The organism is Pseudoalteromonas sp. SG45-2 (assembly GCF_014164115.1).
In the GTDB taxonomy this organism is placed as follows: domain Bacteria; phylum Pseudomonadota; class Gammaproteobacteria; order Enterobacterales; family Alteromonadaceae; genus Pseudoalteromonas; species Pseudoalteromonas distincta.
In genome coordinates this window covers 1-13858 of record NZ_JACJEO010000022.1, presented here as the reverse complement: position 1 = coordinate 13858, position 13858 = coordinate 1, and the positions used below count along the sequence as shown (strand labels likewise).

Here is a 13858-nt window from a genome sequence, read left to right as displayed (position 1 = left end):
TAATAGCTATGACATTATTTACTGGTACAAAGTCTATCTCGCCCTGAATTTTTGGCTTCGTAAAGTGCATCATCAGCTCTATCAAATGCCTTTAATAGGGTATCGCCTTTCTTAAATTGAGTTGCACCTACCGAAATAGTGATCTCAATTTGTTTTTCTCTAAATTTAAAAGGTATATTTTTAATTACCTTTCTTACTTTATCCAGGGGTAATGTTGCGTTTTCTAGCGACACACCTGGCATTAATAGTACAAATTCTTCACCGCCATAACGCGCTATAAAATCAGACTTTCTTACCGATTTTTGCAACGCTTTTGATATAACTTGTAAGGTAATATCACCTGCGGTGTGGCCAAATCTATCATTGATAGATTTAAAGTGGTCAACATCAATAACTGCAAGCGTAACATCTGATGGCTGCACATTAAACAAATGCATTTCGTGATTGTAACGTTCGTCAAATGCAGCCCGGTTAGGCAGTTTTGTAAGTCCATCTAGTAAGCTTTTAAAGCGCTGTTCGTTTAAGCGTTTTTTATACGTTGTTAACTTATCTTCTAAAGTAACAATTCGAGTATTTATTTCATTAAAACTAGCGCTAAGCATTTCTCTGTCTTTTCGTTCTAACTTTTCTTTTGCTATAAAATCTTCGCTTATTGATTTTAATTCGTTATCTACGAGTTCTTTTAAAGATGAGATTGATGTAGCTTTTTGCGTTTGCTCATTAAGATTTTTTATTTTTAGTTCAATGCTTTTATTAAGTGAGTCAAACTCAACTTCCATAGACTCAGAGTGCTTGCTAGTTGAGACGATAGAGTTATGAAGATCTTCGAGGGTTTGATTTAATGAAACTAAAAAGCTTTGCGCGGATTTACGCTCTTTACTTATATTTTTTACCACTACATCAATAATACTAATTGCAACATCGAGTAATGAATCGATTGAGTCACTTTCTATAATATTATTTTTTATATTATTAATTTGTAGCGTAGCTTCTTCTTCAAGTATAAGTTCATTAGCGAGCTCAAGCAGTTTTTTTGCACGCGCCTGTTTTACAGGGCGCTGCTGATCAACTTGAGGGTCTTGTTTGGTAAGCAACGCTTCATGATAAAAGCTAATAAGTTGATCAAGTAGCGGAATGTAACCATGAGTTGAATGAACGTTATTAATCTCGTGATCGAGTAAATTTCTTAGAGTCCTACGAGTATCGTCAGGTAAACCTTTGGTTTTTTGTAATTGTTTACCGGCACTTTGCACACTGTTGTATAAATTACGTTGCTGAGCTTGTTGAATCGATTCTTGGTTTTTAAGTAGGATTAAAGTTTCACTAATAAGGGGAGCAAGGTTTTCAAAACTCATGCCTTTATTAAGCGCACTTCTAAATTTGGCGAGGCGATTATCTAACTCGATATCTAGTCCTTTACAGCTCAACGATAGTTTAGCTGTAAAGTCACATAGAACATCTACTTGATGTTTACGAGCACTCTCAACAGCCATACGCGCATCAATTGCTTGTTTTAGCTTTTTATCTGTTGCGTTAGATCTTTGTGACACCTAAGCATACCGCCATCAAATTAATTTCATTATCTTCAGTTTACAACAAATTTTTATTATGTGTAGTTATCTAGTAAAAAACTTAGAAATTTTAATAAGCTACTACTTATAAACTCGTATATAGGGTCATTTATCGTATTTAATTCACTTTTAAATAGGGGCTTGTTAGTCTTGTAAGCAATTAAGTTTCCACTAAGAGTCTCTATGAAAAAGTTATTAGCCCTTTCAATTTTAGCTGCATGTTCAGCGCCTGTATTTGCCGATGTAAATTATTCTTTAGAAATCTCGCAACCACAGCATCATTTAGGTGATGTAAGTGTTGAGTTTCCAAAAACAGCGCAAGCACACCTTGATATAAAACTTCCTGCGTGGCGCACGGGTCGCTACGAAATGTTAAATCTTGCAAATGGCATTCGCTACTTCAAAGCCAAAGATGAAGATGGCAAAGAACTAAAATGGGAAAAAATAGATCACAGTACATGGCGTGTACATCTTAATGAACCTACAGAAGTAAATGTTGACTACCAGGTGTATGCAAATGAGCTTGGTAAACGTGCTCGCCACATTGACGACAGCCATGCATTTATAGATGCGTCAGGCTTTTTTATGTTTAGTGAATCATTTCGCCAAGAGCCTGTAACCGTTAATTTAGACGTGCCTAAAAAGTGGCGTTCTGTATCGGGTATGAATAATTTAAAAGGCAAAAATTCATTTAAAGCAGCCGATTACGATGTACTTGTTGATTCACCAATCGAAACGGGTATTAACCAACTACACACATTTGAAGTAGAAGGGCGTGAATATGATTTAGTTATATGGGGCGATGGTAACTACGATGTAGAGCTAATGCTTACCGATCTTAAAAAATTAGTTGCCACGGGTAATGTAATTTGGGATGGCTATCCGTATGAGCGTTATGTATTTATGGTGCATGCAACATCAGGAGCTGGTGGTGCAACAGAGCATTTAAACTCAACAATTATTCAACGACCACGTGACCGATTTGGTAGCCGCGAAGATTACTTAGGTTTTATTAGCACCGCTGCGCATGAGTTTGTTCATACATGGAATGTTAAAGCATATCGCCCTCAAGGTTTAGTGCCATACGATTACACTAATATGAACTATTCAAAACTGCTGTGGATTGCAGAAGGTTCAACAAGTTACTTTGAAGATCATTTATTAGTGCGCTCAGGCATTCAAACAACAGATGAATTTTTTAAAGTAATGAGTAAAACCATTAACCGTCATTTGCAAACACCGGGCCGTGAAGTGCAAAGCGCAAGCGAAACAAGCTTTGATAAATGGATTAATCAAGGTGGCGATCACGCACGTAACTACAGCACCAATATTTATTCAGAAGGTTCGTTACTTTCACTTGCTTTAGATATTGACTTACTAGAAAAAAGCCAAGGTAAAATAAGCTATCGCGACGTGCACAAAGCACTTTATAACAATCATAAAATGCCCGCTGGATTTACAGATACAGATGTACTTAATATCTTAAAAGATTTAACAGGACGTGATTATTCAAGCTGGTGGCAAGAAAATGTAGAGTCGCCTGCAAGTATTAACTTTGACGATTTACTTACTAAAGTAGGTTTAAAGTTTGAGCGTCCTGAAAAAGCAAAAGCACTTGCAAGTATTGATGCTACCGCCAAAAATACAGGTGAATTACTGACGTTAAGTTATGTACGCCGTGGTGGCAGTGCGTGGAAAGCGGGTTTAACTACCGATGATAAAATTGTCGCTATAAACAAACATCACGTAGGTAAAGATTTAAAAACTAGCCTAGAAACGTTTAAGGCAGGCGACAAAGTAACCGTTGACTATCTTCGTCGCGATGCACTTGAAAGCTTAACATTAGTATTATCAGAAGATTTCGATAAGCCTAAAAAAGTAGTTGCTGATAAAGAGGCAACGCCACAGCAAAAAGCACTATTCAAAGCATGGATTGGCGTGGAACATCCAAATGATGTGACAAAAAAATAAATTCAGTTTTTATAGCGCTTAAATACAGTTAACAAGTATTAAAAAAGAGCTTCGGCTCTTTTTTTGTTTTGTATAATGGCGTATATAATGTACATGGAAATTTAATATTAATATTAAAATTAAAATTAAAATTAAATTTAATTATTATTTGGTGTTTTTTATTGCTAAATAAAATTACCTATGGGTATAGCCTCAAAATGAAATTAGACGACGTTGCTTCAGACTTAACCAACCAATTTGTAATTAACGACTATTTGCATCAGTTATTTGATGCGGTAAATGTAATTTCTGTTCAAGGTTATGACAATGAACGTCGTGTTATTTATTGGAATGAAGGCAGTGAGCGACTTTACGGATACACAAAAGAAGAAGCCATAGGGCAAAAAATAGAAGACCTTATAATTCCAGAATCAATGTGTGAATTTGTAATTGACGCACACAGTGATTGGGTAGAAAAAGACATAGAAATTCCAGCATCCGAAATTACCCTAAAAGGTAAAGATGGCGAAAGTGTATCCGTTTTTTCTAGCCATGTTATGTTTACAAATCAATATAATACAAAACAAATGTATTGCATTGATATTGACTTATTTGAGGTTAAAAAGGCACAAGCAGATGCATCATTTAATGAGGATATGCTAAAAACTATTTTTGAGGCAATTCCTGACTTATTTTTCTTGATGGAAAATGATGGAACTATTATTGAGTATCATGCCAGTAATGAGACCGATCTCTATACCAAGCCCAAGCAATTTATTGGTAAAAAAATGGGTGATGTACTCCCGCGCGATGTAGCCGAAAAATTTGAAACCTATATCAGCCTTGTATTAGAAAAAAAGCAGATGATGAGCTTTAAATATGAGCTAGCTTTACCCCATGGGCTCGTTTTTTTTGAAGCAAGAATAAATAAAATAACAGAACATAACCAGTTAATGGTTATTATTCGAGATATTACAGAACAGCATAAATCAGATGAACTAATTAGACATCAAGCGTATTACGATAGTCTAACTTTACTCCCTAATCGTTTTTTAGCACTTGATCGTTTGTCGCAATTGCTTATTGAAGTACAAAGAAATAACGAGAAAGCTGCGGTACTGTTTTTGGATTTAGATGACTTTAAAAAAATAAATGACTCTTTAGGCCATGAAACAGGAGACAAACTTTTAATTGAATCAGCGCAAAGGCTACAAGAGGCACTGCGAAAAGACGATACGTTAGGGCGCCTAGGTGGGGATGAGTTTATCGTATTACTACGAGGTATAACTGATCACCATTCTGCTTTAAAAATTACTGAAAAACTGGTCAATAACTTTAGAGCCCCTTTTAAAATTGAGGGCCGAGAACACATACTTACAGCGAGTATTGGTGTAGCCATATACCCAGAAAATGGTAATACAGTAGCTGATTTATTACGAAACGCTGACACTGCAATGTATCAAGCAAAATCATATGGCCGTAATACTTATTCATTTTTTACTAAAAAAATGAATGTAATTATTCAGCGCCGACTAGTAATAGAAGAGCAGATGCGTGGCGCCCTTGAGCGTAATGAATTTGAGTTATTCTACCAGCCCCAATTTGACGCCAAAAATAAACACATCATTGGTGCAGAAGCGTTATTACGCTGGCATAACCCTGTGCTAGGTAATGTAACACCCGATGAGTTTATACCTATTGCCGAAAATACAGGATTAATTGTACCTATTGGCAAGTTTGTAATTAGCCAAGCATTACACTTTTTAAACACATGGCAAAGTACCTGTAAACGCCAACAAAAATATACAATGGCTGTTAACTTATCTCCTCGCCAATTTAGAGACGTAGGGCTGCTCAGTTTTATTCAAAACTCATTGAGTGAAGCAAACGTAAACCCCGAAAGTTTAGAGCTTGAAATAACTGAAGGTGTATTGATGAGTTGCCACACTAATGTTGTTGATATACTGACTGAAATTACTGCATTAGGCATTAACTTATCAATGGATGACTTTGGTACAGGTTATTCATCATTAAGTTATTTGAGAGAATACCCTTTTAATGTACTCAAAATAGATAGAAGTTTTATTGACGGTATTGTACTAAACAATGAAGATTGTAATCTCGTAAAGGCAATTATTGCCATGTCGCACAGTTTAGGGCTGACAGTGGTAGCCGAAGGCGTAGAAACAAAAGAGCAGCTTACTTTATTGAACGAATTAGGCTGTGATTTTATGCAAGGTTTTTACTTTAGTAAACCCATACCAGCAAAACAGTTTCTTGATTTTTCGATGAATTTTGATAAAAAGTAAGATTAAACACTCGATTGTAACAATTCATTGCACGGCTATTGACCTCATTAGCTACTGACGAGTAACCTGTTATAGAAACAAATAAAAAGGATTCTATAATGCGTTTAAAACCTCTTGTAGCTACATTAGCAGCCACATTTTCTTTATCACTTTCAAGTAGTGCCATAGCCGACGAAGGCATGTGGCAACCACACCAACTTCCAGAGTTAGAATCAATTTTAAAAGCCAAAGGGCTTGAAATTAATGTTGAATCTATTTCTAAATTAACCGAATTCCCAATGAATGCGGTAATTAGCCTAGGTGGCTGTACAGCATCGTTTGTATCGCCTAAGGGTTTAGTTGTGTCAAACCATCACTGTGTTTATGGCTCGGTGCAATACAATTCAACACCTGAAAACAACATATTAGAAAATGGCTTTTTAGCTAAAAGCCCTGCTGAGGACTTACCAGCAGCGCCGGGTTCACGCGTATACGTCACAGAAACAGTTACTAATGTGACTGACAAAGTTAGTAAAGGTATTGAAGAACTAAGCGGTAAAGCACGCTACGACGCAATAGTAAAAAACGAAAAAGCGCTAGTAGCCCAGTGTGAAGCCGACGAAAGCTACCGTTGTAACGTGTATTCGTTTCATGGTGGTTTAGAGTTTTACCTAATTAAGTCACTTGAAATTAAAGACGTACGTTTATCTTACGCACCAGCTATGGGCGTAGGTAAATACGGTGGCGATATAGATAACTGGATGTGGCCGCGCCACACAGGCGACTTTGGTTTTTACCGCGCTTATGTAGGCAAAGATGGAAAACCAGCTGAGTACAGCGAAGACAACGTACCTTACGTACCAGACTCTTACCTAAAAGTAAGTGCCAAAGGCGTGCAAGAAGGCGACTTTGTAATGGTTACAGGCTACCCAGGGCGTACTAACCGCTACCGCATTGCAACAGAGGTAGATAACGTATTTAACGACAGCTACCCTAAAGCACGCGTTCATAACTCAAAATACGTGTCGCTTATTGAAGAAAACTCAGAAGACGGCAGTAAAGCGCGTATTGCTTACGAAAGCACCATTGCAGGTTATAACAACTATATTAAAAACTATGGTTCGATGATCGAAAGCTTCAAAAAAGGCACTATGCTTGAGCGCAAAAAACAGTTTGAGAAAGAGTTAACACAATGGATCAATAGCGATAGTGAGCGTAAAGAGCAATACGGAAGCGTATTAGGTGAGCTATCTGAGCTAATTGCACAATCACAAGAGCACAGTGAACGCGACCGAATGTTAGGTTATGTACATCGCTCACAAATGATCAGCACAGCACGACGTTTATACCGCCTAGCTTACGAAAAACAAAAGCCAAATAGCGAGCGTGAATCTGGTTATCAAGAACGTGACTTACCTCGCATTAAAGCGGGGCTTGAGCGTATGAGCCGCCGTTATGATAGCAAAGTAGATAAAGCTATTTTACTGCACTTTTTAGAGCTGTATGCAGCACTTCCAAAAGAAGAGCGTTTTAGCGAGGTTGATAACGTATTTAAAGTACAAAATGGGTTTGATAAAGCAACTCAAAGCGCGTTACTTGATAGCATGTATGAGCAGTCAAGACTTGATAATGCCACTGTTCGCAATTCATTGTTTGAGCAATCGTTTAGCCAGCTAAATCAAAGCCAAGACCCATTTGTGCAGTACGCTAAAGCCATATTTAAAGTAATGAAAGCACAGGAAGATAAATCAAAAGCACTTGCAGGTAAATTACAAGCAGCTCGCCCAGAGCTAATGAGCGCAATAATTGCGTTTAACAAAGCTAAAAACAAACCTGTATACGCCGATGCCAATAGCACATTACGAGTAACCTATGGCACCGTAGGTGGCTACTCACCTCAAGATGGCTTGGTAGCAACACCTTTTACCTCGCTTGAAGGGTTACTGGCTAAAAACACCGATGTTGACCCATTTAATGCACCTAAAAAGTTACAAGAGCAAATTAAAGCCAAGCTTTACGGTGATTACACGGGCGGCATGAATACAGTACCAGTAAACTTTTTATCAAATGTAGACACTACCGGTGGTAACTCCGGTTCGCCAACACTTAACGGCAAAGCAGAGCTTGTTGGTTTACTGTTTGACGGTGTTTACGAAAGTATTATTGGTGACTGGGATTACAACCCTGAACTTAATCGCTCAATCCACGTTGATTCACGCTACATGCTGTGGGTAATGGATAAAGTAGATAATGCACAAAACTTATTAGACGAAATGACAATCGTAAAATAAGTAATTAGTGAGATAACAGAAGGGCGCTTACTGTAAAGGAAGCGCCTTTTTTGTTGATGTTGGATTCGCTTATTTATGACTGCTAAGTGCCATGATCGGATATTGGTAACTCCCGCACAAGAGGGGGGGAATGTAGTTGTTTGTTAAGGTCTGATAATAAGCATTTCATGAGTTGAACTAGCATCAATTATATTTAATTCTAGTAGTCTGTTTATAAAGCTCACTCTATGTGTCCCTTCTATAAGGTGATATGGATGCCCAAGTCGACAGCCACCAAGCTCACAACCAAATGCATGATCAATAACCACTGGGGAAAAGCTCCATGTTCTATTTTTAAGACAATACTCTAGTGGATAAGTAAGGCTGCTAGTACCATTCAAATAATCATCCACTTGGAAATACCAGAAATCTAGAGGCTTATTATCATCGTAACGAACCTCGCTATAGATCTGCTCAGCCGTGAATGAAACCCTTTCTACTCTGTGTTTGTTGATGTCAAATTCTGGGAAGCAACGATTAAATCTATCAAAGTGTTCCAAGCAAATAGAGCTAAGAAAATCACGATCAATTGTTTCAGCGAAATCACCAACCTGGATTAGGTATGACTCCCAATTCAAGTCACCTTGATAACGAGTGTCTGACTTTTTTAAAATACTCGGAAGCATGTATAGCCTTAACACCCGCATAACGGGCAGTAATGCATGGGCAAAACTTAAAGCGAAGCGACAGTGCCCATGTATTACTGTCCCAGCGAGCTTGCGAGCGAGTCTATGCGCTTGCATGTGCCGACTTTAAGCCGAGCACTCTTTAATTACACTAGCCATAAACGTTTTTGATAGCTTAAAAGATTTAGGGGTAAACACTTCAGGTGTTTCATCTGTTTTGGTGCCGTCGATAGTTAAATCATAAAATGTAATTTTTCCAGCTGCTTTTTCAACTACAACAGATAATTGATAATTTGTCTCTTTCTGAAGTTCGCTAAATTTGATTTCAAAACAATTTTCAGAAACAGCATTATCAAGTATTTTGCCATAACCCACTTTATTTATAGATTTCACACCACACGCAGATAACAAAGATAAAAATAAAATGGCAACGAAAGTTTTCATATCACCTCAGGCACATAACTTCTCAAATATGGGACGCGGCTTTTTCGTGTCCCACACATTATTTGTTAGGGCATCTTTAACTCTTAGCTGAAAATCTAATTTCCTTATCGAAGTTACCTAACCATGATTTAACTTTTATTATGTTTGCTGCTGGATAGTCAGAATTATCATGCGGTAATTCTGTTACTTTTAAAAGAGAAGATCCATTCCATCGCTCATCTAACCAGTAACTTACAATTGCCCATTCTTCACTAGTAACTTGAAGAATAAACTCTAAAGCGTCATCATAAGCATCATTGTTTCCAAAGTTGTCAAAATGGGCATGATAGGCATCAAAAGATACTGTTACTTCTTCATTAAAAGTATCCAAAATTAAGAGTTCTTCAGCCTTACCACTTGGGCAAGGGACTTTAGCCTCAAAAACAGTGACTCCTTCATATTCAGTTGGTCGGCCAAACTTCTTCCATTTTGGAAAACGCGAATTGAATTTCAATTCTATTTCTTTAGAGAATTCATCCATAGTTTAAATAGGTGCCCTAACGCCTCAAACAGAGGCTAAAAAGTGTTGGCTAAAATAGCGAGGCACGAGCAACAGCCAACTGTTTATAGTCTTGCTGATTTGCCTTATTAGGTGTTTTTAAGACTAAAAAACAACTCACCTAACGTTAAGTTATCATGCCACAACCCATTAAAATTAATACTATATTTTTGCTCACAATATTCAGCTAATTTTTCAACTTCTAGAGCATCAGCCATCAGTTTTGATGGATATAATTCGTGATAAATATCTAATATCTTATCATCAGGTTCGAATTTGAGCTTATCACTTGGAGAGAATGCGAAAGCATCAGTAAACATTATGAGATACTCACGAATATCTTCTTTATTAGAACTGGGAAATGTTGACTTCCAATTCTTGCCCATGCAACTACGCTTGCGATACTTTTTAGGCAAGGTGTCACCAACCCAAAAGAGCAATATGAGAATAACTCCGATCACGACGATGTACTCTAACTCCATGAAACACCTAACTTTTCAATAAGGGGGCAGGCATGTAGGGCGTAATGGCGAAGCCGCCCTGCGTGTATGCGTCCCAGTGAACGAAGTGAATGAGTTAAATGAGTTGTTAGGTGCGTGCAACTTATAACCTCGCTTTAGGTTCTTTACCGTGAAAATCTATGTATAGTTTTTTTAAGTTGTTTGGAATGAGTGGCCAACCTGATTTAATTCCATCAGCTGTCGCTTTCCAAAATAAATGTTCGAGTTAATACGTGTCGATGTACTCAAGTTCTGCGAGAGTGGCCGAGTCTAATTTTTGGCTCATGTATGATAAATGTTTTTCAGCCTCGGCTAGCCTATGCTCGTTAAACGCAAAAGTTGTTAAGTTCGCGAACTCTTCCATTCGAAAAGTAAGCGCCCAACTCTCATGTTTTTCCATTAAGGGAACAGTGTCTGGAAAGCGAGTCTGTATATCCTTAATGAATCGTCTTATTTCTGCTTTTGCCATGATGTCCGACTTGAAAACCATTGTTAGGTATACATTGCTCGAAAAAGAACAATACCTGTAATTATTATTAAAGAACAATATATAAATTGCTCGGCTAAGTATATAAATAATCTACTTTTTACAGAACACTTAAACATATAAGACTCTTTGTAAATTAAGCCATAAATTAGCAATACAAACCATCCTAAAAAGAATAGAGATACGAATACGAGTTTTGCAAATGGCTGAATCAGGATTTCATTAATTGCCAGCCCACCAAGTGAGAATACAACGATTAAGAAAGTAGACTCAAAAATAGCTTTGAATTTTTCTTTAAGGATGAACACTAGATTCAATACTTCCTTGTATACCTAACGCCTTTGTCAGCCGCGTTTTGGTTGTAGTGGATTTTTGTGCAAAGATGGCCGTAGGCCATGCACAAAAAGGAGCGAAGACCAAAACGTCGGCTGGACAAACTTGTTAGTGCTTTGGGTATTAGTCATCTGGATACTCAGACAAATATAGTTTGATGCCTAGTTTTGACATAATTCTCATGGCCTCAACTGAAAGTACGGCACCACCACCGCAAGCATTTTTACGCATAGAAAATCCTATATCAGCGGTATATGCCCTTGGACTAATTACACTTTCATTTTCAGTTAGCCATTTTTCCAATTCGACAATTTGGGATGGTAACTCCCAGTCTTCTTTGGCCAAGTGGGCCAATCGCTCATTGCCAGATTCATCTTTCACATAGATAGACAATCAATTCTCCTTTGAGCACTAACGCTTAACATATGGGGATTTTAGGAGCGCTTTTTCAGCGAGTAAAATTCCCACCATGATGTTTTTGTTAGTTGCCATATTACGGAATTCCTATTTCCCAAAGTTGTTCATTGGACAGAAGCTCATATAAACCTTCTGCATTATGTTTAATACCTACACAAAAATGCTTTGAGACGAGTAATCTATTAGTTGAAAGTTCAAATACTACTAACGCTGCATCAGCAGATTGATCTTGCCAAATATTCTGATTGTAGCTTTTACCGCCAACTTGAACAGTACTTTCATCTGGTAAAGAATAATCTGATGGGTTTTCCAGATACGTCTGTCTCAGTGTTTCCAAATATTGTGGTATTTCCATATTCACTCTTGGCAACTAACGTCTGTAGCAGGCGCAATATTTGTCGCTTCACTACATTTGTTAGGCATTTTCACCTTCTTCGATTAATTTAAGCCTCACATCAATACATATAACCCCTTCCTCCGATCCATTTGTTTTCTTAGGGCATGATTCATAAGAATCACGGGCTGGCAACACCATTACAGATAAGCACGGTTCCTTACGTATGGGAACATAATTCATAATATTTGCGTTTATTTTTTTATCAAATATTTTGAAATCCGGCCCACTTTGGATTTCACCAACAAAATGAAAAATTACCCTTAAATTTCCATTAGACCCATAACAATCAGAAGGATGATTAAGATCCACACCGATTCGATTTAATGAGGTTAACAAATCATCGGGAAAATTGTATCTATAATGTTTTCGCCAAGCGGAGCAATCTTTACAGTCACATCCCGAAGCCGGTAATCCGTCTTGGTTTTGAATACTCTTTGTCTCTTTTAAATCAACAGAAAATTTCCATTGAGAAAAGTTTATTGTAGGTCTTCTCATTCAACGTTGCCTAACATTTTAGTATTTATGCGACACGCTGTTTGTGTTGCATAATCGCTTGTTGGACTGAGCCGCTACCTGCTCGGTGTGTCAGAGTTGGTGTTGTTTATGCTATGGGAATTTGCTTTTTGGAGGCTCTCACTTTCCTAGCTGATTTAATCAGCTTAGCTAGTGTTATGTAAGCTTTCCCTGCATTGCTCAGCGCTTATTATGTATTCATTACACCTAAATTTGCCTTAATAAGCAATTATATTTTTTACACGTACAGAGGCCGCTAGCCTGAGCAGTTAAGCAGGTTAACTAATTGATTTTAAGCAGCTACCTAGCTGCTAACTCGTTCGCTCTACTTTGGTCGTTGTTTCATATAACTGGAATACGCCAATTAAACGCAAGATACCTGCCTTACAATGTTGGCAAGGCCAATGCGGTATCAGTGTTACGTTTTCTGTCTTTAGCTTCTCCACTTTACCTATGTGTGATTCTTGTGACCTTATTAATGCTAACTTTCGCTTGCGACATGCATTAGCTAAAAAACCATAGTGACGAATGCGCATAAACCCTTTGGGCAATACATGTTGTAAGTAACGCCGTAAAAATTCATCACAGCTCAGTGTCATTACTTTATCGCGGTTGTTATCTGCATAATCTCGGTATTTAAAACTCACAGTTTGTTTATTTGCTCTCACTAAACGTGATTCTGACATTACGCCTTTTCGGGTATAGCGAGCAAGGTAGCTAACTAAATTTTCACTGTACGTTAAACAGGCTTTGCTATAAACACACCATTTGGTTGGCATGTTTATCTTCGTAAATGAACTATCGCATTCATTTAACGCCGCCAGCATTTTACCTCTAAAGACTGTTGATAACGCTTTCACGGGGTATAAATAGCTTTTTTCTATTTCATGCCAGTGCGTTTTTTCAAGTGCACCTGCGGGTATCAAACAATGCAAGTGGATATGCTGACTTAAGTTTTGCCCCCATGTATGCAGTACGCTTGTCATGCCTAACTGACCATGCCTCTTTCGTTTCGCAAATTTGTTCAGCGTTTGCCATGCGGCTTTAAATAAACACTGGTACAACGTGTTTGGGTTATAGTGCGCAATGATATTCAACTCATGGGGGAGCGTAAAAACAAGGTGGAAATACCGACACGGTAATAAATCCTCTTGTTGTCTTTGCACCCATTTAGCCGTTGCCATACCTTGGCAACCGAGCTGACCTGTTCTGCATGATTGAAGGTGCTGACAGACACGCAGTTGTTGATAGCTCATTATGTGGTGCTGCCGATAATTCCCAAGGCCAGAATTTAAAATATCAGCGAGATGCAAGCCGCTCATTGGTTTCCCCAACTTGCGAGTAAATCAATACCACCATGCCCTAATTCAGGTAACCAGTGTAAGTAACTTTGCGTGGTTCTAATGTCACTGTGACCAAGCTGATGTTGAAGTTGATGAAGCGGCATCCCTAACTCAAGTTGAT

At 37.9% G+C, this 13858-nt stretch carries 12 protein-coding genes and 2 pseudogenes; 3 read left to right on the top strand and 11 right to left on the bottom strand.

The window, feature by feature from the left end:
• Positions 1 to 14: 14 nt before the first annotated feature.
• Positions 15 to 1550 carry a GGDEF domain-containing protein gene (locus H5116_RS15675; protein ID WP_182716583.1) on the bottom strand — a complete coding sequence of 512 codons (1536 nt, stop codon included), beginning with the start codon at positions 1548 to 1550 and terminating at the stop codon, positions 15 to 17.
• A gap of 204 nt (positions 1551 to 1754) precedes the next feature.
• Here H5116_RS15675 and H5116_RS15670 point away from each other — a divergent pair, with 204 nt between their 5' ends.
• From H5116_RS15670 to H5116_RS15660, 3 genes are all read left to right on the top strand, one after another.
• Positions 1755 to 3542, top strand: a complete 1788-nt coding sequence (locus H5116_RS15670; protein WP_182694898.1) for a M61 family metallopeptidase — start codon at positions 1755 to 1757, stop codon at positions 3540 to 3542.
• Between the two features lie 197 nt (positions 3543 to 3739).
• Positions 3740 to 5830 (top strand): bifunctional diguanylate cyclase/phosphodiesterase, encoded by a 2091-nt coding sequence (locus H5116_RS15665; RefSeq protein ID WP_182716582.1) that lies wholly within the window; start codon positions 3740 to 3742, stop codon positions 5828 to 5830.
• Positions 5831 to 5928: 98 nt separating this feature from the next.
• Positions 5929 to 8100, top strand: coding sequence for a S46 family peptidase (locus H5116_RS15660; RefSeq protein ID WP_182716581.1), 2172 nt, complete (start codon positions 5929 to 5931; stop codon positions 8098 to 8100).
• A 143-nt stretch (positions 8101 to 8243) separates the two neighbouring features.
• On the opposite strand, the gene H5116_RS15655 is transcribed toward H5116_RS15660, so the two are convergent.
• The 10 genes and pseudogenes from H5116_RS15655 to H5116_RS20400 all read right to left on the bottom strand — a co-directional run.
• Positions 8244 to 8765 (bottom strand): hypothetical protein, encoded by a 522-nt coding sequence (locus tag H5116_RS15655; RefSeq protein ID WP_182716580.1) that lies wholly within the window; start codon positions 8763 to 8765, stop codon positions 8244 to 8246.
• A gap of 126 nt (positions 8766 to 8891) precedes the next feature.
• The gene (locus tag H5116_RS15650; protein WP_182716579.1) at positions 8892 to 9209 is read right to left on the bottom strand and encodes a hypothetical protein; all 318 of its coding nucleotides are present in this window, start codon (positions 9207 to 9209) and stop codon (positions 8892 to 8894) included.
• A gap of 76 nt (positions 9210 to 9285) precedes the next feature.
• The gene (locus tag H5116_RS15645; RefSeq protein ID WP_182716578.1) at positions 9286 to 9729 is read right to left on the bottom strand and encodes a hypothetical protein; all 444 of its coding nucleotides are present in this window, start codon (positions 9727 to 9729) and stop codon (positions 9286 to 9288) included.
• A 107-nt stretch (positions 9730 to 9836) separates the two neighbouring features.
• Positions 9837 to 10229 (bottom strand): hypothetical protein, encoded by a 393-nt coding sequence (locus H5116_RS15640; RefSeq protein ID WP_182716577.1) that lies wholly within the window; start codon positions 10227 to 10229, stop codon positions 9837 to 9839.
• A 121-nt stretch (positions 10230 to 10350) separates the two neighbouring features.
• A pseudogene (locus tag H5116_RS20405) lies at positions 10351 to 10716 on the bottom strand (hypothetical protein).
• A 474-nt stretch (positions 10717 to 11190) separates the two neighbouring features.
• Entirely contained in the window at positions 11191 to 11460 is a 270-nt protein-coding gene (locus H5116_RS15635; protein ID WP_182716576.1) for a hypothetical protein, read from the bottom strand.
• 100 nt (positions 11461 to 11560) lie between these two features.
• Positions 11561 to 11839: a hypothetical protein gene (locus H5116_RS15630; protein WP_182716575.1), complete on the bottom strand. Its 279-nt coding sequence runs from the start codon at positions 11837 to 11839 to the stop codon at positions 11561 to 11563.
• Positions 11840 to 11899: 60 nt separating this feature from the next.
• Positions 11900 to 12376 (bottom strand): hypothetical protein, encoded by a 477-nt coding sequence (locus tag H5116_RS15625; protein ID WP_182716574.1) that lies wholly within the window; start codon positions 12374 to 12376, stop codon positions 11900 to 11902.
• A 329-nt stretch (positions 12377 to 12705) separates the two neighbouring features.
• Positions 12706 to 13716, bottom strand: a complete 1011-nt coding sequence (locus H5116_RS15620) for a transposase (RefSeq protein WP_182716573.1) — start codon at positions 13714 to 13716, stop codon at positions 12706 to 12708.
• Positions 13713 to 13858, bottom strand: a pseudogene (locus H5116_RS20400) (site-specific integrase); the annotation flags it as partial. The gene H5116_RS15620 and the pseudogene H5116_RS20400, both read right to left, overlap by 4 nt.

What these genes read in the sequence shown, in the direction of transcription:
- H5116_RS15670 (WP_182694898.1), top strand. Translation starts at nt 1,755, where the DNA reads ATGAAAAAGTTATTAGCCCTTTCAATTTTAGCTGCATGTTCAGCGCCT.
- H5116_RS15665 (WP_182716582.1), top strand. Translation starts at nt 3,740, where the DNA reads ATGAAATTAGACGACGTTGCTTCAGACTTAACCAACCAATTTGTAATT.
- H5116_RS15660 (WP_182716581.1), top strand. Translation starts at nt 5,929, where the DNA reads ATGCGTTTAAAACCTCTTGTAGCTACATTAGCAGCCACATTTTCTTTA.
- H5116_RS15655 (WP_182716580.1), bottom strand. Translation starts at nt 8,765, where the DNA reads ATGCTTCCGAGTATTTTAAAAAAGTCAGACACTCGTTATCAAGGTGAC.
- H5116_RS15650 (WP_182716579.1), bottom strand. Translation starts at nt 9,209, where the DNA reads ATGAAAACTTTCGTTGCCATTTTATTTTTATCTTTGTTATCTGCGTGT.
- H5116_RS15645 (WP_182716578.1), bottom strand. Translation starts at nt 9,729, where the DNA reads ATGGATGAATTCTCTAAAGAAATAGAATTGAAATTCAATTCGCGTTTT.
- H5116_RS15640 (WP_182716577.1), bottom strand. Translation starts at nt 10,229, where the DNA reads ATGGAGTTAGAGTACATCGTCGTGATCGGAGTTATTCTCATATTGCTC.
- H5116_RS15630 (WP_182716575.1), bottom strand. Translation starts at nt 11,839, where the DNA reads ATGGAAATACCACAATATTTGGAAACACTGAGACAGACGTATCTGGAA.
- H5116_RS15625 (WP_182716574.1), bottom strand. Translation starts at nt 12,376, where the DNA reads ATGAGAAGACCTACAATAAACTTTTCTCAATGGAAATTTTCTGTTGAT.
- H5116_RS15620 (WP_182716573.1), bottom strand. Translation starts at nt 13,716, where the DNA reads ATGAGCGGCTTGCATCTCGCTGATATTTTAAATTCTGGCCTTGGGAAT.